The organism is Georgenia satyanarayanai, assembly GCF_009193135.1.
Taxonomy (GTDB): domain Bacteria; phylum Actinomycetota; class Actinomycetes; order Actinomycetales; family Actinomycetaceae; genus Oceanitalea; species Oceanitalea satyanarayanai.
In genome coordinates this window covers 122,156-145,084 of record NZ_VUKC01000002.1, presented here as the reverse complement: position 1 = coordinate 145,084, position 22,929 = coordinate 122,156, and the positions used below count along the sequence as shown (strand labels likewise).

Below are 22,929 nucleotides of genomic sequence, written 5' to 3'. Positions count from 1 at the left end.
TCACTGGCCTCCCGCCGTCGTCGTGGTCGTCGCCGCCGTGCGGCGCAGCGAGCGCAGCGCCCCCACCCGTCGGAACACGCCCCACCGCGGCAGGAGCAGCGCGGTGACGACGAGGACGGCGGAGACGAGCTTCATGTCGTTGGCCTCGAGCCACGGCACCTGGAGGGCGAGCTGGATCGCCACCCGGTAGAGGATCGAGCCGAGGACGACGGCGAGCGTCGAGATGACGATGAGGCGCGAGCCGAAGACGGCCTGGCCGAGGATGACCGAGGCGAGGCCGGCGATGATGAGGCCGATCCCCATCGAGATGTCCGCGAAGCCCTGGTACTGGGCGACGCCCGCGCCGGCGAGCCCGACGAGCCCGTTGGACAGGGCCAGGCCGAGGATCTTCGTGCGGTCGGTGTTGACGCCGAAGCTGCGGATCATCGCCTCGTTGTCACCGGTGGCCTGCAGGGCCAGACCGGTGTCGGTGTGGAGGAACCAGTCGAGGGCGAGCTTGACGAGGATCGCGACCGCCCCGAAGATCCCGATCGCCACGGCGCCACCGAGCAGGCCGTTCTCCCGCAGCGGTGTGATGAGTGTGTCCTCGCGCAGCAGCGGCACGTTGGCGCCGCCCATGATCCGCAGGTTGATCGAGTACAGGCCGATCTGGGTGAGGATGCCCGCCAGCAGCGGGTTGATCCCGCCCTTGGCGTGGAGCAGGCCGGTGACGACGCCCGCCGTCAGCCCCGCCACGCCCGCGGCGAGCGTGGCGAGGGCCGGGTGGGTGCCGCCCGTGATGAGGACGGCGGCGGTCGCGGCACCCGTGGTGAAGCTGCCGTCCACCGTGAGGTCCGGGAAGTTGAGGATCCGGAAGGTCAGGTAGACCCCCAGCGCCATCACCGCGTAGATGAGGCCGAGCTCGACGGCTGCGGGTAGTGCGGACACGGGTGCTACTCGATGACGGTGTCGGCGCGCTCGACGAGCTCGGCGGGCAGCTCCACACCCATCCGCTCGGCGGCGGCGGGGTTGACGACGAGCGGCCAGTCGGTGAGCGTCTCGATGGGCATCTCGGCCGGGTCGGCGCCGTCCTGCAGGATGCGCACGGCCATCTCGCCGGTCTGGTAGCCGAGCTGCTCGTAGTCGATGCCGTAGGTGGCGATCGCGCCGCGCTCGACGGTGTCACCGTCGGCGGACACGAGCGGGAGCGACTTGGACTCGGCGACCTGGAGCAGCGCCTCGAAGGACTGGATGACGGTGTTGTCGGTGGGGACGTAGAAGGCGTCGACGTCGAGGGAGTCGGCGGCCTGCTGAACCTCACCGGAGTTGGTGACCGCGGCTGTCCTGATCTCCAGGCCGAGCTCGGTGGCGGCCTCCTGGGCCAGCTCGACCTGCACCTCGGAGTTCACCTCGCCGGAGCTGTAGACGATGCCGACGGTCTGGGCGTCGGGGGCGATCTCCGCGAGGAGCCCGAGCTGCTCGGCCACCGGGTTGAGGTCGCTCGTGCCGGTGAGGTTGGCGCCGGGGGCGTCCCAGCTGTCGACGAGGCCGGCGGCCTCCGGCTCGGTGACGGCGGTGATGAGGATCGGGACGTCGGTGATCGCCTGCGCGGCCGCCTGCGCCGTGGGCGTGGCGATCGCGAGGACGAGGTCGTGCCCGGCGGAGGCGAAGCCGCTCGCGATGGAGATGGCGGTCGACTGGTCGCCCTGGGCGTTCTCCTCGTCGTACTCGACGTCGAGACCCGCGTCCTCGAGGGCGGCCTTGAAGCCGACGAGGGAGGCGTCGAGCGACGGGTGGGCGGCGATCTGCGTGACGCCGATGGAGTAGGTGCGGGCGTCGTCGCCGCCGTCGGATCCGGTGCCGTCCCCGGAACCGCCGTCGTCGTTCCCGCACGCGGCGAGGAGGAGGGCGGAGGCCGCAAGGGCGCCGGCCAGGCGGAGGGAGGTGCGCGTCATTGGGGGGTCCTTCCAGGGGCACGGTACGCGTCGGAGAAGCGTACTGGACGTGACCGCTATATGAGAACGTCGTCTCAGGCGATGGCTGACGGGCGGGGGCCGAGGTGGCGGGTAGGTTGGCGCCCATGGTCGCGCACAGGTACCTCGGCAACAGCGGTCTCAAGATCTCGGAGATCGTCTACGGCAACTGGCTCACCCACGGCTCGCAGGTGGAGAACGACGTCGCCACGCGCTGCGTCCACGCCGCCCTCGACGCCGGCATCTCGAGCTTCGACACCGCCGACACCTACGCCAACACCCGCGCGGAGGAGGTGCTGGCGGACGCGCTCGCCGGCGTCCCGCGCCACGAGCTCGAGATCTTCACCAAGGTCTACTTCCCGATCGGGAAGAAGGGCCCCAACGACACCGGCCTGTCCCGCAAGCACATCCGTGACGGCATCGACGGGTCCCTGCGCCGCCTGCGCACCGACTACGTCGACCTCTACCAGGCCCACCGCTACGACGTGGAGACCCCGCTCGAGGAGACGATGCAGGCCTTCGCCGACATCGTCCGGCAGGGCAAGGCCCTGTACATCGGGGTCTCGGAGTGGCCGGCGGACAAGCTCCGCGAGGGCCACGCCCTGGCCCGCGAGCTCGGGGTCCAGCTCGTCTCCAACCAACCGAAGTACTCGATGCTGTGGCGCGTCATCGAGGAGGAGGTCGTCCCGGCCTCCCGTGAGCTGGGCATCGGGCAGATCGTCTTCTCCCCGGTCGCGCAGGGCGTCCTCACCGGCAAGTACCGGCCCGGCCAGGTCGTCCCGGAGGGCTCGCGTGCGTCGGACACCAAGGGCGGCGCCGCGATGATCGACCGCGACCTCCACGACGACGTCCTCCTCACCCGCGTCCAGGAGCTGCGGCCCCTCGCGGAGGAGCTCGGTCTGACGATGGCGCAGCTCGCCGTCGCGTGGGTGCTCCAGAACTCGTGCGTCTCCGCGGCCATCATCGGCGCCTCGCGCCCCGAGCAGGTCGCCGAGAACGTCGCGGCCTCCGGGGTGGAGCTGCCTGCCGAGGTCCTCACCCGCATCGACGACATCCTCGGGGACTCCGTCGTGCGGGACCCGTCCCTGACGAACGTGCCGGAGACCCGCCTCGCCTAGGCGCCGGGGAGGATGAGGAGACCGCGCCCCCACTCGGTGGCGCGCTCCTCCTCCCCGGGGGCCAGCGGCCCCTCGCTGCCGTGGACGGCGAAGTGCTCCGGGGGTGCGACGACCGGGACCTTGCGCTGCCGCAGCCGCCGCACGACGGCGCGGGCGGCGCTCCCCGGCAGCTTGGACTCGTGGGTGCGCGTGTCGTAGACGGCGACGGGCGCGGTGAGTGCGCCGGCCCCCTCGAGCCACTCGCGGACCCCGGCCCGGGACCCCTCCTCGAGCCCGGCCCGCTCCATCGCCTCGCGGCGGGAGTCGGGCCGGCTGAGGCCGAGCACGTGGGTGGGGGCGCCGATGACGAGGAGGTCGGCGTCGAGCTCACCGATCGGTGGGGCGTCCGCGACGTCGAGCACCTCGACGTCGGCGCCGGTGCGCAGCCCCTCGGCGACCGCCCGGGCCACCCGGCCGGTGTTGCCGAAGTGGGACTCGTAGACGACGAGCGCCTTCATGTGGTCGCCTCCCTCGCGCGGTGGTCCCGTGAGGCTACTGGACGTGCCCGCGGGCGCACGGCACGATGCCCGGCATGGCGATCGACCCGGACACCAAGGACTGGACCTGGGTGCTGCAGCGCCCCTGCCCCGAGTGCGGGACCGAGGCCGCCGCCCACACGCCGGCGACGACGGCGCAGGTGCTCGAGGACGCCGTCGTGCGCTGGGAGGCGGTGCTGCGCCGCCCGGACGTCGCGCGGCGCCCGGACGAGCGCACGTGGTCGCCGCTGGAGTACGCGGCGCACGTGCGCGACGTGTGCGCGGTGTTCCGTGGGCGTCTCGAGCTCGTCCTCACCGAGGAGGACCCGACCTTCCCGAACTGGGACCAGGACCCCGCGGCCGTCGCGGGCCGGTACGGCGAGCAGGACCCGGGAGTGGTGGCCGCGGAGCTGGCCGCGAACGCCCGCGCCGTCGGTGCCGACTTCGCCGCCGTGCCGGAGGACCGGTGGGGGCGCAGCGGCCTGCGGAGCAACGGCTCGCCCTTCACCGTGCGCACGCTCAGCCAGTACTTCCTCCACGACGTCCTGCACCACCTGCACGACGTCGGCGGCTGAGTCAGGCAGCCCGCACGAGGAGCACGACGACGTTGGCCAGCGCGATGACCATGGCCGCGTGGAACGGCGCGCGGCCGGGTCGCCCGAGGGAGACGACGGCGAGGATCCCCGCACCGGCGAGGACCGTCCACGCCCACACCGGCACCGGCCCGTGCGGACCGAGCACGGCGACCGCCGTGCCGGTGAGGAGGATGACGACGGCGAGCACGCCCGACGCCCGCGCGCCCAGCCGGTGGGGCAGGCCGCGCACGCCGGTGGCGGCGTCGTCGGCGAGGTCGGGCAGGACGTTGACGACGTGCGCGCCCGCGCCGAGCAGGCCGCCGACGGCGGGCATCCACCACGGCGGCAGCACCGGTGGGTCCAGGGCCAGCCACGGCACGACGGGCAGCGCGGCGAAGGCGACGACGTAGGGCAGCCACGAGACGACCGTCGACTTCAGGCCGAGGTTGTAGGCCCACCCGCCGCCGACGAGGAGGAGGTGCGCCAGGGCGGCGCGCACCCCGAGGGCCAGGGACAGCGCGACCGTGGCCGCCACGGTGAGGCCGAGCGCGAGCCCGAGGACCCGGGTGCTCAGCGCCCCGGTCGCGAGCGGCTTGTCCGCCCGCCCGACGGCGCGGTCGCGGCCGGCGTCGAGGAGGTCGTTGGACCAGCCGATCGACAGCTGGCCGGTGAGCACCGCGAGCCCGACGAGCAGCGTTCCCGCCGGTCCGTGCCCCGCCCCGACGGCGAGCAGCGCCGCCAGCGCGGTGACGACGACGGTCGGCGCGGGGTGCGAGGCGCGCGCGAGCGCGGTGACGAGGGGCACCAGTGGAGGCTAGCCCGTACTCTCGGGCTTGTGACTGAGCTGCTCGCCGTCGAGCCGGTGCTGCCCGAGTACCGCTACGCGCAGGAGGAGCTCACCGACGCGCTCGTCGACATCATCGGCCTGGACGAGCGCGGCGAACGGCTCATCCGGCGCATCCACGCGGGCTGCGGCGTCGACGCCCGCCACGTCGCGCTGCCGCTCGAGCGGTACGCCGAGCTCCTCGACTTCGGCCAGACCAACGACGCCTTCATCGCCGCGGCGGTCGAGCTCGGCGCCCAGGCGCTGACGCGGGCCCTCGACGCCGCCGGGCTGAGGCCGCGCGACCTCGACCTCATCGTCTCCACGACCATCACCGGGCTGGCCGTGCCCTCGCTCGAGGCGCGCATCGCCGAGCGGGTGGGCCTGCGCCCGGACGTCGTGCGGCTGCCGATCATCGGGCTCGGCTGCATGGCCGGCGCCGCCGGGACGGCGCGGCTGCACGACCTGCTCTCGGGCCGGCCGGGTGCCGTGGGCGCGCTCGTCAGCGTCGAGCTGTGCTCGCTCACCGTGCAGCGCGACGACGCCTCCGGCGCCAACCTCGTCGCGAGCGGTCTCTTCGGCGACGGCGCGGGCGCCGTCCTCGCGACCTCGGGCGGTCCGTCCTCACCCGGGAACCTGCCGCGGGTCGTGGGCTCCGCGAGCCGCCTGTACCCGGGGACCGAGGGCGTCATGGGCTGGGACGTGCGCTCCACGGGGCTGCGCATCGTCCTCGGCGCCGAGGTGCCCGACCTCGTCCGGGACAACGTGGGGGCCGACGTCGTGGCCTTCCTCGCCGAGCACGGGCTCACGGTCGCCGACGTCGGCTGGTGGGTGTGCCACCCGGGCGGCCCGAAGGTCATCGACGCGCTCGCCGAGACCCTCGGCCTGCCCCTGGAGGCGCTGGCGCTGACGACGGAGTCGCTGCGCACCGTCGGCAACCTCTCCTCCGCGTCGGTGCTCCACATCCTGCGGGCGGCGCTCGACGCGCGGCCCCCGTCCGGCAGCCACGGCCTCATGATGGCGATGGGGCCGGGATTCAGTCTCGAGATGGTTCTCCTGGAGGCACGATGACGTCGCAGGTCCTGTTCACCGTCCTCATCGGCGCGGTCGCACTCGAGCGGCTCGCCGAGCTCGTCGTCGCCACGCGCAACGCCCGGTGGTCCTTCGCGCGCGGTGGCCGGGAGAGCGGCGCCGGGCACTACCCGGTCATGGTCGTCCTCCACACCGGGCTGCTCGTCGGCTGCCTGCTCGAGGTGTGGCTCGCCGACCGCCCCTTCGTGCCCGCCGTCGGGTGGGTGATGCTCGCGCTCGCGCTCGGCTCACAGGCGCTGCGCTGGTGGTGCATCACGACGCTCGGACCGCGCTGGAACACGCGCGTCATCGTCGTGCCGGACCTGCCGCTCGTCGAGCACGGGCCCTACCGCCACCGGTGGCTGCGGCACCCGAACTACGTGGCCGTCGTCGTCGAGGGTTTCGCGCTGCCACTCGTCCACGACGCCTGGGTCACCGCCCTCGTCTTCACCGTGGCCAACGCGGCGCTGCTCACCGTCCGCATCCGCACGGAGAACCGTGCCCTGGCCGGCGCCGTCCCCGCAGGCGGCTGAGTGACCCCCGACCTGGTCGTCGCCGGCGGTGGACCTGCCGGACTGGCGACCGCCCTGCACGCCGCGACGGCGGGACTCTCGGTGGTCGTGCGCGAGCCGCGGGCCGGCGTCGTCGACAAGGCGTGCGGGGAGGGGGTCATGCCCGCCGGCGTCGCCCACCTCGCGGCGCTCGGCGTCCGGCCGGCCGGTCGGGAGATCGTCGGGATCCGCTACTGCTCCCCCGGCCGGAGCGCCGCGACCAGGTTCCGCGGACCGGCGGGGCGCGGGGTCCGCCGCACCGAGCTCCATCGGGCGCTGCGGGAGGCGGTGCTCGACGCCGGCGTCACCATCGAGCAGAACCGGGTCCGGGAGCTGCGGGACGCGCCGGGCGGCGTCATCGTCGACGGCGTCGCCGCCGGGTACGCCGTCGTCGCCGACGGGCTCCACTCCCCGCTGCGTCGCGCCCTCGGCCTGGAGGCCCGGACGCCCGGGCCGGCTCGCTACGGGCTGCGGCGCCACGTGCGCCTGGCGCCGTGGACGGACCACGTCGAGGTGCACTGGGCAGCGCACAGCGAGGCCTACGTGACCCCGGTCGCCGACGACGTGGTCGGTGTCGCCGTCCTCACCACGCGTCGCGCGGCGTACGAGGTGCAGCTCGCCGACTTCCCCGAGCTGCTCGAGCGGCTGGGCGGGGCCGAGGCGGCCTCCACGGTCCGCGGTGCGGGGCCGCTGCGGCAGGCCTCGCGGCGGCGGGTCGAGGGGCGCGTCCTCCTCGTCGGGGACGCCTCCGGCTACGTCGACGCGCTCACCGGCGAGGGCATCAGCCTCGCGCTCGCCCAGGCGCAGGCGGCGGTGCGGTCCGTCGTCGCCGGGGACCCGGGCGCCTACGAGCGGGAGTGGCGGCGGATCGTGCGCCGCCACCGACTGCTCACCCAGACGCTCCTCACGGTCGGCGCCTCCCCGGTGCGCCCGCTGCTCGTCCCGGCCGCCCAGCGCCTACCGCGGGTCTTCGCCGCCGCGGTCAACGCCGTCGGCGGCTGACCGTCCGGCCCCGCGCGAGCCGGGGAGGACGTCGTCGGTCGGCGTCCAGCCCGGCGCCGAGGACGTCGGGCCCGGCGGGGCGGGCTCCTCGTCCCCGCCACCGGGGACGATCGCGACGAGCACGGCGACGAGCGCCGTGACGATGCCCAGGGCGACCGTGACGACGAGCATCGCCCTGAGGTAGCTGCGCTCGTCGTCACCGTCCACGTCACCGACAGTAGCCGCGCGTCCCTCAGGGCAGCGGGCCGAGCGGCCACCGCTCGCCGGTCGCGCTGTCGATGAGGGCGGCCCTGGTGGCGTGCACCTCGAGCGGCAGGACCGCGTAAGCGACGTCGGTCACCGCCGGCAGGTCGGCCAACCGGGCGCGGGGCACCAGGCTCAGGTGCGGCAGCCACCGGCCGGGCACGTAGTGGCGGTGCAGCTCGGCACCCGTCGCGGTCACCGCCTCAGCCACCGCCCGCTGCCGGCGGACGAGCTCGGCGGACGCTGCAGGCACGAGCCAGACCCGACCGCGCGGGGCGGTCGCGACGGCGCTGAGGTGGAGGCGGAGCGGACCGCCGTCGGGGAGCGTCGCGACGGCGTCGTGCACGGCAGTGACGTCGTAGGACCGGAGCACCGCGTAGGACAGGTGCGGCAGGTGCCCGCCGTGGGTGTGGGTGGCCATGCTCGGCACGCCGGCGGCCTCGACCCGCCACCACAGCCGCACGAGCGCACGCTCGTCCGCCGGGTCGAGGAGCAGGCAGACGGCGAGTGCCATGGTCCGTCCAGGCTACGGGTGCTTGTGCGGCCGTGACGGCGGAGATAGACAGGAGCCATGCCCCTCGTCACGCGTCGTCTCCTCGGTCCCGGTCCGACCAACCCCTACCCCGAGGCGACGGCGGGGCTCGCCGCGCCGCTCCTGGGACACCTCGACCCGGAGTTCATCCGGGTCATGGACGAGACATGCGCGATGCTGCGCGAGGTCTGGCAGACAGGCAACGCCCGCACGCTGCCGCTGTCCGCCACCGGTTCGGCCGGGATGGAGGCAGCCTTCGTCAACACGGTGGACGACGGGGACGTTGTCGTCGTCGCGGTCAACGGGCTCTTCGGGGAGCGGATGTGCGAGGTCGCGCGCCGCTGCGGGGCAGAGGTCGTGCGGGTGGAGCACGAGTGGGGGCAGCCGGTGGACGTCGAGCGCGTCGCGGCGGCGCACCCTGCCCCCACGATCATCGCGATGGTCCACGCGGAGACCTCCACGGGGGTCCGCTCCGACGTCGCCGCGCTGGGCCGCCTCAAGGGCGAGGCACTCCTCCTCGTCGACGCCGTCACCTCCATCGGGGGGATCGAGCTGCGCGCGGACGACTGGGGGATCGACATCGGCTACGCCGGCACCCAGAAGTGCCTGGGCGTGCCGCCCGGCCTGGCGCCCTTCACGATCAGCGACCGCGCCTTCGCCCGGCGCGTGGAGACGCCGCGGTCCTGGTACCTCGACCTCGGCCTGCTCGGCGGGTACGTCGGCGGCACCACGGGTGGTGCGCGCACCTACCACCACACCGCGCCGACGGCGATGGTCGCCAGCCTCCACGGCGGGCTGCGGCGGATCCTCGACGAGGGGCTCGAGGCGGTGTGGGCCCGGCACGAGCGCGCCGGCCGGCGTCTGCAGGAGGGGCTGCAGGAGATGGGCCTGGAGCTCTTCGCCCCCGAGGGCCACCGGCTGCCCGAGCTCACCACCGTCGTCGTCCCCGACGGCGTGGACGCCGCCGCCGTGCGGAGCGAGCTCCTCGAGCGGTACGGGATCGAGATCGGTGCGGGCGCCGGCAGGTATGCCGACAGCGTGTGGCGCATCGGGCTCATGGGTCCCAACGCCGACGACGCCGCCGTCGTCCTCGTCCTCGCCGCGCTGAGGGACGTCCTGCGCCGCTGAGCGGATGCGGACGGCGGCGAGATCGGCTCGAATGGGACGGGATGAGCACCCCACTCGAGCAGTACGCCCTCCTGTCCGACCTCCGTACCGGCCCGCTCGTGTCGCGCGACGGCAGCATCGACTGGCTGTGTCTGCCGCGCTTCGACTCCCCGGCGGTCTTCTGCGCCCTCCTCGGTGACGAGGACGACGGCCGCTGGCTGCTGCGCGCCGTCGACGGCGAGGTGGTCGAGCGCCGCTACCTCCCGCAGACCTTCGTCCTCGAGACGACGTGGCGCACTCCCACGGGCCGCGCCCGCGTCACCGACTTCCTGCCGCCGAGCACCACCCAGGGTGACCTCGTGCGACGCGTGGAGTGCCTCGAGGGCGAGGTGGAGGTCGAGCACGACCTGCGGCTGCGCTTCGACTACGCGCGCTCGACGCCGTGGACCCGGCAGATCGAGCGGAAGGACGGTGAGGCGGCCCTGCTCGCGCTCGCCGGACCGGACGGCATCCTCATCACCGGGCCGCTCCTCCACTGGCCCGACGGTGAGGGCGGCGACGCCGGCTCGGCGCAGCCGGGTGCCCACGGTGACGGGGAGGAGGAGGGCAAGCGCGCCCCTCGTCTCGTGGGCACCTTCCCGCTGCGCGAGGGGGAGTCCCTCGACTGGGACCTCACCTGGTTCCCCTCCTACGAGGACCCGCCGGAGCCGCCGGACGCCGACCAGGCGCTCGCCGAGGCCGTGGAGCTCTGGAGCGACTGGGCCTCCCAGCTCGAGGTGCGCACCGACCACACCCAGATGGTCATCCGCTCCCTCCTCGTGCTGCGGGCCCTCACCCATCTCGACACCGGTGGCATCGTCGCGGCCCCCACCGCCTCGTTGCCGGAGGACTTCGGCGGGGTGCGGAACTGGGACTACCGCTACACCTGGCTGCGCGACGCGGCCTTCACCATCGAGGTCGCGATCGCGCACGGCCTGACGAAGGGCGCCTCGCTGTGGCGCGACTGGCTGCTGCGGGCCGTGGCCGGCGACGCCGACGACATCAAGATCATGTACGGGCTCGGGGGTGAGCGAGAGCTCACCGAGCTCGAGCTCGACCACCTCGCCGGCTACGAGGACTCGCGCCCCGTGCGGATCGGCAACGGAGCGGCCGACCAGTACCAGGCCGATGTCGTCGGCGAGGTGATGATCGCGCTCCACGAGCTCCGTGAGGCGGGTGTCGCGGAGGACACCTACACGTGGGGCCTGCAGAAGAGCCTGCTGCGCTACTGCGAGGACAACATCGAGCGCAAGGACCACGGCATCTGGGAGATGCGCGGGGAGGCGCACTACTTCACCCACGGCCGGGTGATGATGTGGGCCGCCTTCGACCGAGGCGTCCGGGCCGTCGAGGAGCACGGGCACGACGGCCCGGTCGAGCGGTGGCGCGAGCTGCGCGCTCGGCTCGCCGAGGAGATCGAGGAGCACGGTTTCGATGCCGAGCTCGGGTCGTACACGCAGACGTATGACGGCACGGAGGTCGACGCCTCCCTCCTCCAGCTGCCACACACCGGGTACCTCGCCTACGACGACCCCCGCATGCTCGGGACCGTCGCCCGGATCGAGGAGGACCTCCTCGACGCCGAGCACGGGCTGGTCCACCGGTACCGCACCGAGGCCGGGATGGACGGCCTGGAGGGGGAGGAGTACCCCTTCCTCCTGTGCGCGTTCTGGCTGGTGGAGCAGTACGCGTACAGCGGGCGGGTGGAGGACGCCGCACGGATGATGGACCAGCTCGTCGGCTACTCCAGCGACCTCGGGCTCCTCTCCGAGGAGTACGACCCCGAGAGCGGGCGGCTCGCGGGGAACTTCCCCCAGGCCTTCAGCCACCTCGGTCTCATCCGCGCCGCCGACGCGATCCAGGCGGCCCGCGACCGCGAGTGACGGCCGATGGCGGTGAGGTCGGCGGTGAGCGGGCTGGCGAGCGTGGCTGGGCTGGTGACGTCGGCCGGTCACGGCGGCCTCAGAAGGCCGGGGCCTCCGAGAGCCCCTGCTGACGGCGGCGGACGCGAGTCACCCGGCCTCCGGGGTGACGGCGGTAGGCGTGGCCGCTCGGGGTCACCCTCGTAGGCGCCGCCGCCCAGCCGGCGGAGCCGGAACTCGCCGCTGGTCTTGAGGTTGTGGTCGTGGGAGCAGAGGTCCTCGAGTCCGAGCATGGACGTGGTCCCGCCGGCACTCCACGGGACGACGTGGTCCAGCTGGCAGCCACGGGCGGGGTGGGTGCACCCCGCGCGGACGCACGTGCCGTCCCGCAGCCGGACGAGCTCGGCGAGGTCCGCCGGTGGACGGTACCGGGTGCGGCCGTGGTCGAGGACGGTGCCGCTGAGCGGGTCGGTGACGATCCGCCGCCACGTGCCACCCAGCGCCATGGCCCGGGCGACGGCGGGAGAGATGGGCCCGTAGCCCTCGAGCGTGGCGACCTCGGCGGGCTCACGGTCGAGAAGGGCGAGCACGGCGTCCTCGTCGGGCAGCGGGGCGAGCTCCGCACCGGACCCGTCCGCCGGCTTCGACGCCGGCAGGCCGAGCTGCCGGGCGATGTCCGGAGGCAGCAGGACCGAGAGCGGCACGGTGACCCGGATCTGCGCGCGGTGGCCACCGATGTGGCCCACAGGCATGTGCCAGCGGCGGGGGACGGTGCCCGGACCGGGTGGAGGCGGGTCGGGAGGCGGGGGTGCGGCCGGGCCGGCCGTGGGCGGAGCTGCCCCCTCGGACCGCCGATCGGGCGGGTCGGGATCGGCCGGCGGCGCTGCCGGGGAGCCGGGCTCGTCCGGGCCTGGCGGTTCCGGCTCGTCAACGGCTTCCGGTTCCTGCGGCGCGGGTCCGTCAGGCTCCTCGTCGGCACCGCGCGCGGCGCCGTCAGCGGGCTCGTCGTCAGCCGGACCAGCAGGCTGGTCGGCACCCACCACGGTTCCGGGCGGCAGTCCCACGTACCCGAGCTCGAGCGCGGTGTGGCCCATGAGGGCGAAGATGTCGGCGCGCAGCTGGTCCAGCGTGCGGTCGTCGCCGCCGGCCTGCGCGGAACGTGCCGCCGCCTCGAGCGCGAGGTCGATGGCCGCGGCATCGGTGGCCGGCACGACTGCGCGGATGGAGGCCATGCCGTCGGGCAGCTGGCGAGGGTGCTCGACCCGTCGCCGGGCGCGGGCGCGGGCGTGAAAGAGGTCGGCGTCGTCGTGGCCGACGGCGATGACGGCCTGCTTGATCGCCTCGACGAGCTGGTTGTGGGTCTGCGTCCCGGCGTCGTCGATGACGGCGTCCTGGACGAGGACGGCGATCTCGACCGGGTAGTCCTCGAGCATCGAGACGATCGTCGTCGCCTTCCGGGCGTCGATGTGCCCGATCGCCAGGGCCTGGCCGGTGAGTGAGAAGACGCTCTCGAAGGCGCGGGCGTTGCTCACGATGCGCTGCGCAGCGAAACGCGTGAGACCGAGCCGCGGGGCGAGCTCGTCCGCGGCCATGTTCCCGCCCATGACGTGCGAGGGCAGGGCGCCGCTGCCGTTCATGAGCGGGCGCCGGGACAGCTCCCCTGCCACCCGGGTGAGCTTGGCGGTGGCCCACGCGGCCATGCGCTGGTAGCCGGCAGCCATCTCCACGAGGAAGTACTCGTCCACCTCGCGGGGGTCGATGTCCTCGAGCTCCGCGAGGAGCTGGCCGTCGGGGGCCATGGCTGCGAGGGCCTCGGCCGGCACGGGCTGGCGCGACGCGAAGCTCGGCTCCTGGTCGGTGAGCGTCGACGGCTGCGGCTTGTCCCCGCCGTCGAGGTACACGTCGGCAGCGTCCTCCTCCTGAGCCCACAGCTCCTCGAGATGGCGACGCTCCTCGCCGATCGGCTCGTAGGTGGAGGGGTCCTCGAGCCAGGCCGCGTGCGGGTCGTGGTCGTCGATGGTGCTCACCGACCCCACCTCCTTCGCGGGTTCCGACCCCTCTGCCGTGCTGCTCCCAGGCTATGACCGACCACTGACATTCGGGCGCGGCCCTCGTCCGCACCCCGACCGGCTGGCGCCGCTCAGACCTGGAAGCGCCCCACCAGCGCGTCGAGGTGCTCGGAGGTGCGGGCCAGCTCGTCCGCCGAGGCGCGGATCTGGTCGATGCTCTCGACCGTGCCCTGGGCGTTGTCGGCGATCGAGCGGACGTTGTCGGCGATGGTGGTGGCGCCGACGGCGGCCTCGGCGACGCTGGAGGACATTGCCGTGGTGGTCGCGCTCTGCTCCTCGACCGCGCCGGCGATGCTGCCCTGGTGGTCGTTGACCTGACCGATGACGTCGGTGGTCGTCGAGATCGCCGAGACCGCGGTGTCGACGTCGGACTGGATCTGGGTGATCCGCGCCGTGATCTCGTCGGTCGCGCGGGCGGTGCCCTGGGCGAGCTCCTTGACCTCCCCGGCGACGACGGCGAAGCCCTTGCCGGCCTCACCGGCACGCGCCGCCTCGATGGTCGCGTTGAGCGCGAGCAGGTTCGTCTGCTGGGCGATCGAGTTGATGAGGGCGACCACCTCCCCGACGGCGGTCGAGGACTCCCCGAGTCGACTGATCGTGGCGTTGGCCGCCGCGGTGCTGGTCACCGCGGTGCGTCCCGCGTTGCTCGCCTCGGAGGCGCTGCGGGCGATCTCGTGAATGGAGGCCCCCATCTGCTCGCTCGCCGCCGCGACGGTCTGCACGTTGGAGGACACCTGCTCGGCGGCAGCGGCGGCGGCACCGGCCTGCTGGGCAGCGTCGCTCGACTGACGGGTCATCTCGGCCGTGATCACCGACAGCTCCTGGGCAGCAGCGGACGACGTCGTCGCTGTCTCCCCGATCTCGCGGACGAGGGTCGCGACGTTCCCGACGAACCGGTTGAACACCGTGGCGAGGGCGCCGATCTCGTCGTCACGGGAGTCGTCGACCCGCTGGGTGAGGTCTCCGTCGCCGTCAGCGATCTCGCGGAGCCGCTCGGTGAGAGCGTTGACCGGGCGGGTGATGCTGCGCGTGAGCACGGTGGCGAGCACGAGGACGATGACGAGCGCCAGGCCCGTCCCGGCGACCACGACGGTCTTCGTCGTCGTTGCGGTCGCGTCGGCCTCCGCGGCACGACTGGCCAGCAGCGCCTCCTCGTCGGCCATGACGTCGTCCAGCACGGCCCGGATCTCGTCCATGACAGCCTTGCCGGCGTCGGAGAGCACGATCGCTTGCGCGGCCTCGAAGCCCTCGTCGGACCGCACGTCGATGGTCTGCTGCATCTCCTCGAACTTCGTGGCGACCAGGGGCTCGAGGTCGGCCAGCCGTGCCTGCTGCGCGGGGTTGTCCGCCGTGAGGTCCCGGACGGCCGCGAGGTGAGCGCCCACGGAGTCGCGGGCGGCCGTGTACGGCTCGAGGTAGGCGTCCTCGCCCGTGATGACGTACCCGCGCTGGCCTGCCTCCGCGTCCGTGAGGGACGACAGCACCTCCTCCGCCTTGTTGAGCACCTCGTGCGTGTGCTCGACCCAGCCGCTGTTCGTCACCAGGGACGCCGTGTTGGTGAAGGAGACCACCCCGATGACCGCCATGAGGGCCAGCGCGGCCGCGTACCCGGCGGCCAGGCGGCGCCCGATGGTCCAGCGCAGCCGACCCGCGCGGCGTGCTGCGGGGTCGGTGGCGGGCCGGGCCTCGGCCGAGGTGAGGTCCATGGGGTCTCCTGGTGTGAATGGCGGTGCGCGCGGAAGGTGCGCACACCTGGCTCATCGGCGGTGTGCCCCGATTTCTGAGACGACGCGACCGGGGCCACCCGCCCGGATGCGGCAGCGGCGCGCCCTCCGCAGACTGGGACGGCCCCGTCACGACGCAGCGAAGGAGACACCCATGGCCTCCGAGGACGCCGACACCACCCGCACCGACCAGCTCGTCTTCCAGAACCCCGTCACGCGCTACCCGGAGATCACGCCCCCGGAGCAGGAGCAGTCGGAGCCGGGCCTGCAGGCCGACATGACGCCGCAGCCCGACATCGGTGAGCACTCCTACCGTGGCACCGGCCGTCTGGTGGGCCGCAAGGCCCTCATCACCGGTGGTGACTCAGGCATCGGCGCGGCCGTGGCGGTCGCCTTCGCCCGCGAGGGAGCCGACGTCGCCATCAACTACCTCCCCGCCGAGGAGGAGGACGCGCAGCACGTCGCCCGCATCGTCACCGGGGCGGGCCGCAAGGCGGTGCTCATCCCCGGCGACCTCACCGAGGCGACCGTGTGCAGCGACATCGTCGAGCGGACCGTCGCCGAGCTCGGCGGCCTGGACATCCTCGTCAACAACGCGGCCAAGCAGATCGCCAACGAGAGCCTCGAGGACACCCCGGACGAGCAGATCGTCGAGACATTCGAGGCCAACATCCTCGCGATGTTCCGCGTGACGAAGGCAGCGTTGCGGCACCTGCAGCCCGGGTCGGCCATCATCAACACCACCTCGGTCGTCGCCTACCAGCCGCCGCCGCCGCTCCTCGACTACGCCTCGACGAAGGCGGCGATCAACACCTTCTCCAAGGGCCTGGCCCAGGAGCTCGCCCCCAAGGGCATCCGCGTCAACGCGGTCGCGCCGGGCCCGATCTGGACGCCGCTGCAGCCCTCCTACGGCCAGCCCATCGAGGAGCTGCCCGAGTTCGGCAAGAGCACCCCGCTCGGCCGCGCCGGCCAGCCCACGGAGCTCGCCCCCGCCTACGTCTTCCTCGCCTCGCCCGAGTCGAGCTACGTCATCGGGGAGACGCTCGCCGTCACCGGCGGCATGCCGACCCCCTGACCGCGTCGATGAGCGCACCGCACCTCGAGGTCCACCCGTGGCTGGTCCGCGAGCCCCGTGTGGACCTGGACCGGACCGGCGCGGCCGAGGCACTGTTCAGCCTGTCCAACGGGTACCTCGGGGTGCGGGGCACGCTCGACGAGGCCGACCCGAGCGTCGAGCGGGCCACCTTCCTCTCCGGCGTCTTCGAGACCCACCCGCTCGCCTACCCCGAGGGAGGGTACGGGCACCCGGAGGAGGGGCAGGCGATCGTCGCCGTCCCCGACGGCACGCCGCTGCGGCTCACGGTCGACGGCGCCGCCCTGGACGCGCGCGAGGTCGAGCCGGAGGTCCACGAGCGCCGTCTGGACCTCCGGGCCGGCACGCTGGACCGACGGCTGCGGTGGCGCTCGCCGTCGGGGACGGTGCTCGAGCTGCGCACCCGCCGGCTCGTCTCCCTGTCCGAGCGTTCCGTCTGCGCCGTCCGCTACGAGCTCGAGGCGGTGGACGGGCCCGCCCACGTCGTCGTCCGGTCCGAGCTCACCCTGGGGGCCTGCCCGCCCGAGATCCACAGCGACGACCCCCGGGTGTCCGCGGCGATCGAGCAGCCCTTCGAGGTGCTCACCGCCCGGTCGGTCCCGACCGGTGGCCACCTCGCGCTGCGCACCCGACGCACCGGGATCGGGGTCGCGGCCGCCGTCGAGCACGACGTCGACGGCGCCGCCACGGTCGAGTCCGAGGCCGGCGAGGACCGCGTGGTCACCACCGTCACCGCCGCGCTCGCCGCCGGCGAAATCGTGCGGATCACCAAGACCCTGGGCTACACGTGGTCCCACGACCTGCCCGCCGACTCCCTCGTGCAGCGGGCCGTCGGCGCCGTGGACGCCGGTGGGGAGCTCGGCTGGGAGGGCCTGCTCGCCGAGCAGCGCCGCATCCTCGACGACTTCTGGGCGCGGGCCGACGTCGAGGTGGACGGCGACCCCGAGCTGCAGCAGGCGCTGCGCTACAACCTCTTCCAGCTGTGCTGCGCCGCGGCCCGGACCACCCGCGCGCCCGTCGGCGCCAAGGGGCTGACCGGCGCCGGCTACAGCGGCCACACCTTCTGGGACGTCGAGGGCTTCGTGCTGCCCGTGCTCTCGCTGCTCGTGCCGGAGGCCGCCGCCGAGCTGCTCCGCTGGCGGGCCTCGACCCTCGACGCCGCCCGCGAGCGCGCGGCCGTCCTCGACTGGAAGGGCGCGACCTTCGCCTGGCGGACCATCGACGGCCACGAGACCTCCGCCTACTGGCCGGCGAGCACCGCTGCCGTCCACGTCAACGCGGCCGTGTCCCGTGCCTTCTGGGTCCACGCCAACGTCACCGGGACGTCGCTCGACGAGCTGGGCGGACGGGAGGTCCTCGTCGAGACGGCACGCCTGTGGATGTCGATCGGGCACGAGGACGCCGAGGGCGGGTGGCACCTCCTCGGGGTCACCGGCCCCGACGAGTACACCGGCGTCGTCGACGACAACGTCTTCACCAACCTCATGGCGCGGCGCAACCTCATCCGGGCGGCCGACGCCTGCGAGTCCGCGCCGCAGCGGGCCCGCGAGCTCGGCGTCACCGCGGAGGAGGTCCGCGCGTGGCGTGCCGCCGCGGACGCCGTCCACATCCCCTGGGACGACCACCGCGGGGTCCACCCCGCCAACGCCGGGTTCACCACCTACCGGGAGTGGCGCTTCGCCGACAAGCGCGACTCCTACCCGGTGGAGGAGCACAACCACTACGCGAAGTTCTACCGCCGGCAGGTGGTCAAGCAGGCCGACCTCGAGCTTGCCCTGTGGTGGTGCCGGGAGGACTTCACCGACGAGGAGGCCGCCGCGGACCTCGAGTACTACGAGGCCCGCACCGTGCGCGACTCCTCGCTGTCGGCGTCCGCCCAGGCCGTCGCCTGCGCCGTCGCCCAGCACCCCGACCTCGCGCTGCGGTACCTGCGCGAGACCGCGCTCGTCGACCTCCGCGACATCCAGGAGGACACCGCCGAGGGCCTGCACATGGCTTCGCTGGGTGGCTCGTGGCTCGCGCTCACCGCGGGCCTCGGGGGCCTGCGCGAGATCGGCGACGAGCTCGAGCTCGCGCCGCTCCTGCCGGCCCGTCTGAGCCGGACCTGCTTCCGCGTCACCTGGCGCGGGTCGCTGCTGCGGGTGGAGACGACGGCGGGGGGGACCACGCTCAGCGTCCTCGACGGACCCGCGCCGCTCGGCGTCGTCGTCGACGGCGTGCGGCACGAGGTGGGGGAGGTCCCGGTGACGGTCCCCCTGCGGGACCCGGCACCGCTGCGCGCGGAGCCGACCCAGCCCGCGGGCCGGGAGCCGCGCGTCTGACCGCGGGGAGATACTGGCGGGGACATGCCCCCACAGACCTCCTCGCGCCCCGCCATGCCCCGGGAGATCTGGGTGCTCGCGGGCGCCGCGCTCCTCATCGCCCTCGGCTATGGCCTCGTCGCACCGGTGCTCCCGCAGCTCGCCGGGTCCTTCGACGTCTCCGTCGCGGCCGCGTCCTTCGTCGTCAGCGCCTTCTCGCTGTGCCGGCTGCTCTTTGCCCCCGCGGGCGGGGCGCTCATCGCCCGGCTCGGGGAGCGGCGCATCTACATGTCCGGACTGCTCATCGTCGCGCTGTCCAGCGTCGCGACGGCCCTGGCGCAGGACTACGTCCAGCTGCTCGTCTTCCGCGGCCTCGGCGGCATCGGCTCGACGATGTTCACCGTCTCGGCGATGGGACTCATCGTCCGGCTCGCCCCGCCGACCGCGCGCGGCCGGGCGTCCTCCCTCTACGCGACCGCCTTCCTCCTGGGCAACATCGGTGGGCCGGTGGTCGGCGGGCTCCTCGCCGAGCTGGGCCTGCGGGTGCCCTTCGTCGTCTACGCGGTCGCGCTCGTCCTGGCGGCGGGGGTGGTGTGGCGCCTGCTGCCGGAGACCGGTGGGCGGGGCGCGGCCCGCACGGGGGACGCGCCGGCCGCGCCCCCGATGCGCTTCGGGGAGGCGCTGCGTGACAGCGCCTTCCGGGCGGCTCTCGTCTCCGGCTTCGCCAACGGCTGGTCGAACTTCGGCGTGCGTGTCGCGCTGCTGCCCCTCTTCGCCGCGGCGGCGCTGGACGCCGGCCCGTGGGCGGCCGGTGCGGCGCTCGCGGTCTTCGCGGTCGGCAACGCGCTCGCGCTCAACGTCGCGGGCCGCCAGGCCGACGTGCGCGGGCGCCGCCCGCTCGTCGTCGCCGGGCTCCTCGTCAACGGCGTCTTCACCGCCGTCCTCGGCCTGTCCAGCGCCATCGTCGTCGTCCTCGCCGTCTCCGCGCTCGCGGGCGTCGGCGCCGGCCTGCTCAACCCGGCGCAGCAGGCGACCGTGGCGGACGTCGTCGGCAACGAGCGCAGCGGTGGGAAGGTGCTCGCCGGGTTCCAGATGGCGCAGGACGCAGGCGCGATCCTCGGCCCGGTGCTCGCCGGGGCGCTCGCGGACCGCTTCGGCTACGACGTCGCCTTCGCGGTCTCGGGTGCCATCACGCTCCTCGCCGGCCTCACGTGGCTCGGTGCGCGCGAGACCCTCGCCGGACGGCGATAGGGAGCGGTCCCCGGCCCTGCGGCTCGCGCTCCCTGGGCGGCCCCGAGAAGGCAGCGGTGCAGCTCGCCCCCGTCGGCCAGCTGGTGCCGCCGTCGACGCGGCGCGCGGGCACCGTGTCGCTGACGTACCGTGACGCGGGCACGGACGGCGGTGGACGCCGGACCGACGACCGCCTCAGACAGGGGTGCACATGGCCGATCCCCACGGCCCGCGCCCGACGGCGACCCCGCCAGCGGACGCGGGCCCCTCACTGGGCTCCTGGACGCTGACGGATGCCCTGGAGCTCGGTGCGCTGCGGCGCGCGGCCAGCGCCGTGCTGCTGCCGGAGCCTCGCGTCGAAGCGGCACAGCGGCTCCTGCTGGTCCTGTCCGAGCTGGCGACCAACGCCCTGAAGTACGGGTCCCAGCCGGTCACCGTCTCCCTCCACACCTCGGCCGGCGGCTGGCTCCTCGACGTGCGGGACGGGAACTGGCGCACCCCGCCCGGCCACCGCGCGCGGGACGACGGGCGTCCCGGAGGGTACGGCCTCCGCATCCTCGACACCGTGACCACCGCCTGGGGCTGGTACCCGGGCCCGGACGACGGCGTCAAGCATGTGTGGGCCGTCGTCCCGGCAGCGGGCGCGGGACCGGCAGCGACGGGTGGGGCCGACCGGACCGCCGTCGAGAACCGGACGAGACGGACCCGGCGGACCACAGCCGGTGGCACGATGGGCCGCACTGATGCCCACTGAGTCGAGGAGGCCGCCGATGAGGGAGACCGCCGAGGAGGTCGCCGCGCTGCAGGCGCTCATGGACGCGTCCTACCGCCGCAGCACCAGCCACCTGCGCGAGATCGTCAGCGGGACCCGCCGGCTCGACGCCGAGCAGGTCCTCGAGCAGCTCGTCGGGATGAAGGTGCTCAGCCTCGCGACCGTGACGGCTGCCGGCGAGCCGCGCGTCAGTGCCGTCGACGGCCACCTCCTCCACGGGCAGTGGACCTTCGGGACGGACGGCCGCGCCGCCAAGGCCAAGCACCTCGCGGCGCGGCCGGCGGTGAGCGCCGCGCACGTGGACGGGGAGCGGCTGGGCGTCTTCTGCCACGGGCGGGCGGTGCGGCTCACACCGCAGGACCCGCTGTGGGCGGAGACGATCGAGCACTGGACCGCCCACTACGGCTCGGACCCGACGACGTGGGGTGCGGACATCCGCATGTTCCGCATCGAGCCGACGTGGCTCGTCGGCTACGGCACCCTCGAGTAGGGCCTCACACGTGGTCGGCCGCGGCCACGCAGAACTGGTTGCCCTGCGGGTCGGCAAGCGTCACCCACCGGAAGCCCTCGTCGCCGCGGCGTGCCACGAGAGTGGCGCCGGCCGCCAGCAGCCTGTCCACCTCGGCGTCGAGGTCGTCGGACACGAGGTCGAGGTGGATCCGGTTCTTTCCGGGTGTCGGGTCCTCGACCTTCTGGAAGGCCAGCAGCACGGGCAGGGTGCCGCCCGCGACCATGACGAACCAGCCGTCGTTGCGCTCGACGACCTCGCCGCCGGTCTGCTCTGCCCACCACGTGGCGAGGGAGTCGGCGTCGGTCGTGTCGACGGTCACCATGCTCAGCGTCACTGCCATGGTCAGCACCGTAGTGCGTCCGGATCCCTACGGTGCGCCCACATGGCCCCGTTCACGGGATGAGGACCGGGTGACGGGGCTACTGTGCGGCCATGACGACGACGGAGTGGCTCCGTCCCGCGGGGACGGGCCGGGCGCGCCGGCGCGTCCTCGCCCTCCTGCTGCTCGTCGCGCTCGTCCTCGGCGCCGGGCTGTGGTGGTGGAGCCACCCGCAGGCCTTCCAGGGGCCCGGCAACAGCGTGACCGCATCGACCGAGCCGGGTCGGTCCCTCTTCCTCGGGCTGGCCTATGCGCCTCATGATGCCGACGTCAGCCTCATCGGCGTCCGGCCGCGGGTCGTCGCCGACGACACCCCGGCACGGGTGACGGTCCACGTGTGCCGCCCCGCCGACCCGTACCTGTCGGTCGGCGTCTCCCACGACCATGTCGAGGACATCTGCGCGTCCCTGCGTGAGCCCACGGGCCCGCTCGACGCCACCGACCAGCTCGTCGTCGAGGTCGTGGCGCAGGAGGAGGGCGCGGTCGTCATCGACGGGCTGGACGTCACCTACCGTGCCGGGGTCCGGCGGGGGACGCAGTGGACCGGGGAGCACGCCACCGTCGAGGTCGGGCCCCCCGGGTCGACGCCGTGACCGGCTACGCGGCCCTCCTGCGCGGGATCATGCCCTCGAACCCCGCGATGCGGAACGAGCGGCTGCGGGCGGTGTTCGAGGAGCTCGGCCTCGAACGGGTCGCCTCCGTCCTGGCGAGCGGGAACATCGTCTTCCATGCCCCCGCGCAGGACACCGCCGCCCTGGAGGAGCACATCCAGCACGCCCTGCACGAGCGCCTCGGCATCCCGGGCGGGACGCTCGTGCGGACCGGCGAGGAGCTGGGCACCCTCCTGGACTCAGACCCGTTCCCCGGTCTCACCCACGGGCGGGGCAGCTACCTCACGGTCGTCTTCCTCAAGCACCGGCCCGCGGCCCCGGTGGTGCTGCCGGAGGACCCCGACCCGCTCACGCGAGTCGTCGGCTACGACCCGGTCACCCGGGCGTTCCTCGCCGTCGTCGACAACAGCGACCCGGGAACGACGCCGGACTTCATGGCGTGGGTGGGCCGTACCTACGGCAGGGACGTCACGGTCCGTACCTGGCTCACGGTCCAGCGCGTCGCGCGGAAGCTGGAGGCGTGAGCCCTTCCGATCGCGCGCCGGTCGGGCCACCATGGGAGGAGGACCGGCGAGGTGGCCGGCCGCTCACGAGGAGGGAGGTGAGAGCCATGTCGGCTGCTCCTGGTGACCGCGTCGTCGTCCGTGCCCAGCACGGGGCGGACCGGGACGGGGAGGTCGTCGCCGTGCGCGGCGCGGACGGGGGACCGCCGTACGTCGTGCGCTGGTCGCGCTCCGGCGAGGAGTCGGTGTTCTTCCCGGGTCCGGGAACGGTGATCGAGCCCGCCGAACGCGCGAGCACAGGCTGAGGCCGGTGGCCCGGCACGCGGTGCCGGGCCACCGACCCCCCG

Annotated in this window: 24 protein-coding genes; 15 read left to right on the top strand and 9 right to left on the bottom strand. The window is 73.9% G+C overall.

All coding sequences use genetic code 11. The annotated features are described in order from the left end of the window. On the bottom strand, window positions 1–927 hold the full coding sequence (locus GD632_RS03235; protein WP_226924486.1) for an ABC transporter permease: 927 nt from the start codon (window positions 925–927) through the stop codon (window positions 1–3). A gap of 5 nt (window positions 928–932) precedes the next feature. After that, a complete protein-coding gene (locus GD632_RS03230) occupies window positions 933–1,934 on the bottom strand; it encodes an ABC transporter substrate-binding protein (protein ID WP_152188669.1) in 1,002 nt (333 codons plus the stop codon). A 125-nt stretch (window positions 1,935–2,059) separates the two neighbouring features. On the opposite strand from GD632_RS03230, the gene GD632_RS03225 reads away from it, so the two are divergent. Beyond that, on the top strand, window positions 2,060–3,070 hold the full coding sequence (locus tag GD632_RS03225; RefSeq protein ID WP_152188666.1) for an aldo/keto reductase family protein: 1,011 nt from the start codon (window positions 2,060–2,062) through the stop codon (window positions 3,068–3,070). Here GD632_RS03225 and GD632_RS16350 read toward each other — a convergent pair. After that, window positions 3,067–3,567, bottom strand: coding sequence for a flavodoxin family protein (locus GD632_RS16350; protein ID WP_152188663.1), 501 nt, complete (start codon window positions 3,565–3,567; stop codon window positions 3,067–3,069). The genes GD632_RS03225 and GD632_RS16350 overlap by 4 nt on opposite strands. Before the next feature lie 74 nt (window positions 3,568–3,641). Between GD632_RS16350 and GD632_RS03215 the strand changes: the two genes are divergently transcribed. After that, the gene (locus GD632_RS03215; protein WP_152188661.1) at window positions 3,642–4,160 is read left to right on the top strand and encodes a DinB family protein; all 519 of its coding nucleotides are present in this window, start codon (window positions 3,642–3,644) and stop codon (window positions 4,158–4,160) included. Window position 4,161: 1 nt separating this feature from the next. Here the strand turns inward: GD632_RS03215 and GD632_RS03210 are convergent, their stop codons facing one another. After that, a complete protein-coding gene (locus GD632_RS03210) occupies window positions 4,162–4,965 on the bottom strand; it encodes a UbiA family prenyltransferase (protein WP_226924485.1) in 804 nt (267 codons plus the stop codon). Between the two features lie 30 nt (window positions 4,966–4,995). Between GD632_RS03210 and GD632_RS03205 the strand changes: the two genes are divergently transcribed. Genes GD632_RS03205 through GD632_RS03195 form a run of 3 tightly spaced genes read left to right on the top strand, consistent with a single transcriptional unit; the run spans window position 4,996 to window position 7,607 of the window. Next, entirely contained in the window at window positions 4,996–6,054 is a 1,059-nt protein-coding gene (locus GD632_RS03205) for a type III polyketide synthase (protein WP_152188657.1), read from the top strand. After that, window positions 6,051–6,587 carry an isoprenylcysteine carboxyl methyltransferase family protein gene (locus GD632_RS03200; RefSeq protein WP_152188655.1) on the top strand — a complete coding sequence of 179 codons (537 nt, stop codon included), beginning with the start codon at window positions 6,051–6,053 and terminating at the stop codon, window positions 6,585–6,587. Before GD632_RS03205 ends, GD632_RS03200 begins: the two co-directional genes overlap by 4 nt. Next, window positions 6,588–7,607, top strand: a complete 1,020-nt coding sequence (locus GD632_RS03195; RefSeq protein ID WP_152188653.1) for an NAD(P)/FAD-dependent oxidoreductase — start codon at window positions 6,588–6,590, stop codon at window positions 7,605–7,607. It abuts the gene before it with no gap. On the opposite strand, the gene GD632_RS03190 is transcribed toward GD632_RS03195, so the two are convergent. Both GD632_RS03190 and GD632_RS03185 read right to left on the bottom strand, forming a co-directional pair. Further along, on the bottom strand, window positions 7,563–7,814 hold the full coding sequence (locus GD632_RS03190) for a hypothetical protein (protein ID WP_152188651.1): 252 nt from the start codon (window positions 7,812–7,814) through the stop codon (window positions 7,563–7,565). The genes GD632_RS03195 and GD632_RS03190 overlap by 45 nt on opposite strands. Before the next feature lie 25 nt (window positions 7,815–7,839). Then, window positions 7,840–8,364, bottom strand: a complete 525-nt coding sequence (locus GD632_RS03185) for a 2'-5' RNA ligase family protein (RefSeq protein ID WP_152188649.1) — start codon at window positions 8,362–8,364, stop codon at window positions 7,840–7,842. A gap of 57 nt (window positions 8,365–8,421) precedes the next feature. Here GD632_RS03185 and GD632_RS03180 point away from each other — a divergent pair, with 57 nt between their 5' ends. Further along, entirely contained in the window at window positions 8,422–9,510 is a 1,089-nt protein-coding gene (locus GD632_RS03180; RefSeq protein ID WP_152188646.1) for a pyridoxal-phosphate-dependent aminotransferase family protein, read from the top strand. Between the two features lie 41 nt (window positions 9,511–9,551). Further along, on the top strand, window positions 9,552–11,411 hold the full coding sequence (locus GD632_RS03175) for a glycoside hydrolase family 15 protein (RefSeq protein WP_152188644.1): 1,860 nt from the start codon (window positions 9,552–9,554) through the stop codon (window positions 11,409–11,411). A gap of 68 nt (window positions 11,412–11,479) precedes the next feature. Here GD632_RS03175 and GD632_RS16345 read toward each other — a convergent pair whose 3' ends face one another. Together GD632_RS16345 and GD632_RS03165 are read right to left on the bottom strand one after the other, a co-directional pair. Then, a complete protein-coding gene (locus GD632_RS16345) occupies window positions 11,480–13,417 on the bottom strand; it encodes an HNH endonuclease (RefSeq protein ID WP_152188641.1) in 1,938 nt (645 codons plus the stop codon). A 113-nt stretch (window positions 13,418–13,530) separates the two neighbouring features. Beyond that, on the bottom strand, window positions 13,531–15,165 hold the full coding sequence (locus tag GD632_RS03165; RefSeq protein WP_152188639.1) for a methyl-accepting chemotaxis protein: 1,635 nt from the start codon (window positions 15,163–15,165) through the stop codon (window positions 13,531–13,533). A gap of 172 nt (window positions 15,166–15,337) precedes the next feature. Between GD632_RS03165 and GD632_RS03160 the strand changes: the two genes are divergently transcribed. The 5 genes from GD632_RS03160 (at window position 15,338) to GD632_RS03140 (ending at window position 21,068) form a co-directional block, all read left to right on the top strand. After that, a complete protein-coding gene (locus GD632_RS03160) occupies window positions 15,338–16,258 on the top strand; it encodes an SDR family oxidoreductase (RefSeq protein WP_152188637.1) in 921 nt (306 codons plus the stop codon). A gap of 8 nt (window positions 16,259–16,266) precedes the next feature. Beyond that, window positions 16,267–18,597: a glycoside hydrolase family 65 protein gene (locus GD632_RS03155; RefSeq protein WP_152188634.1), complete on the top strand. Its 2,331-nt coding sequence runs from the start codon at window positions 16,267–16,269 to the stop codon at window positions 18,595–18,597. 24 nt (window positions 18,598–18,621) lie between these two features. Continuing rightward, window positions 18,622–19,827 (top strand): MFS transporter, encoded by a 1,206-nt coding sequence (locus tag GD632_RS03150; RefSeq protein WP_152188632.1) that lies wholly within the window; start codon window positions 18,622–18,624, stop codon window positions 19,825–19,827. A gap of 190 nt (window positions 19,828–20,017) precedes the next feature. Beyond that, entirely contained in the window at window positions 20,018–20,560 is a 543-nt protein-coding gene (locus tag GD632_RS03145) for an ATP-binding protein (RefSeq protein WP_152188630.1), read from the top strand. Between the two features lie 16 nt (window positions 20,561–20,576). Next, window positions 20,577–21,068, top strand: coding sequence for a pyridoxamine 5'-phosphate oxidase family protein (locus tag GD632_RS03140; protein ID WP_152188628.1), 492 nt, complete (start codon window positions 20,577–20,579; stop codon window positions 21,066–21,068). Window positions 21,069–21,072: 4 nt separating this feature from the next. On the opposite strand, the gene GD632_RS03135 is transcribed toward GD632_RS03140, so the two are convergent. Next, window positions 21,073–21,429, bottom strand: coding sequence for a VOC family protein (locus GD632_RS03135; RefSeq protein WP_152188626.1), 357 nt, complete (start codon window positions 21,427–21,429; stop codon window positions 21,073–21,075). A 92-nt stretch (window positions 21,430–21,521) separates the two neighbouring features. On the opposite strand from GD632_RS03135, the gene GD632_RS03130 reads away from it, so the two are divergent. The 3 genes from GD632_RS03130 (at window position 21,522) to GD632_RS03120 (ending at window position 22,887) form a co-directional block, all read left to right on the top strand. Beyond that, on the top strand, window positions 21,522–22,061 hold the full coding sequence (locus tag GD632_RS03130; protein WP_152188623.1) for a hypothetical protein: 540 nt from the start codon (window positions 21,522–21,524) through the stop codon (window positions 22,059–22,061). After that, window positions 22,058–22,603, top strand: a complete 546-nt coding sequence (locus tag GD632_RS03125) for a DUF1697 domain-containing protein (protein ID WP_152188621.1) — start codon at window positions 22,058–22,060, stop codon at window positions 22,601–22,603. Before GD632_RS03130 ends, GD632_RS03125 begins: the two co-directional genes overlap by 4 nt. A gap of 86 nt (window positions 22,604–22,689) precedes the next feature. Next, the gene (locus GD632_RS03120; RefSeq protein ID WP_152188619.1) at window positions 22,690–22,887 is read left to right on the top strand and encodes a DUF1918 domain-containing protein; all 198 of its coding nucleotides are present in this window, start codon (window positions 22,690–22,692) and stop codon (window positions 22,885–22,887) included. The last annotated feature ends 42 nt before the right edge of the window (window positions 22,888–22,929 follow it).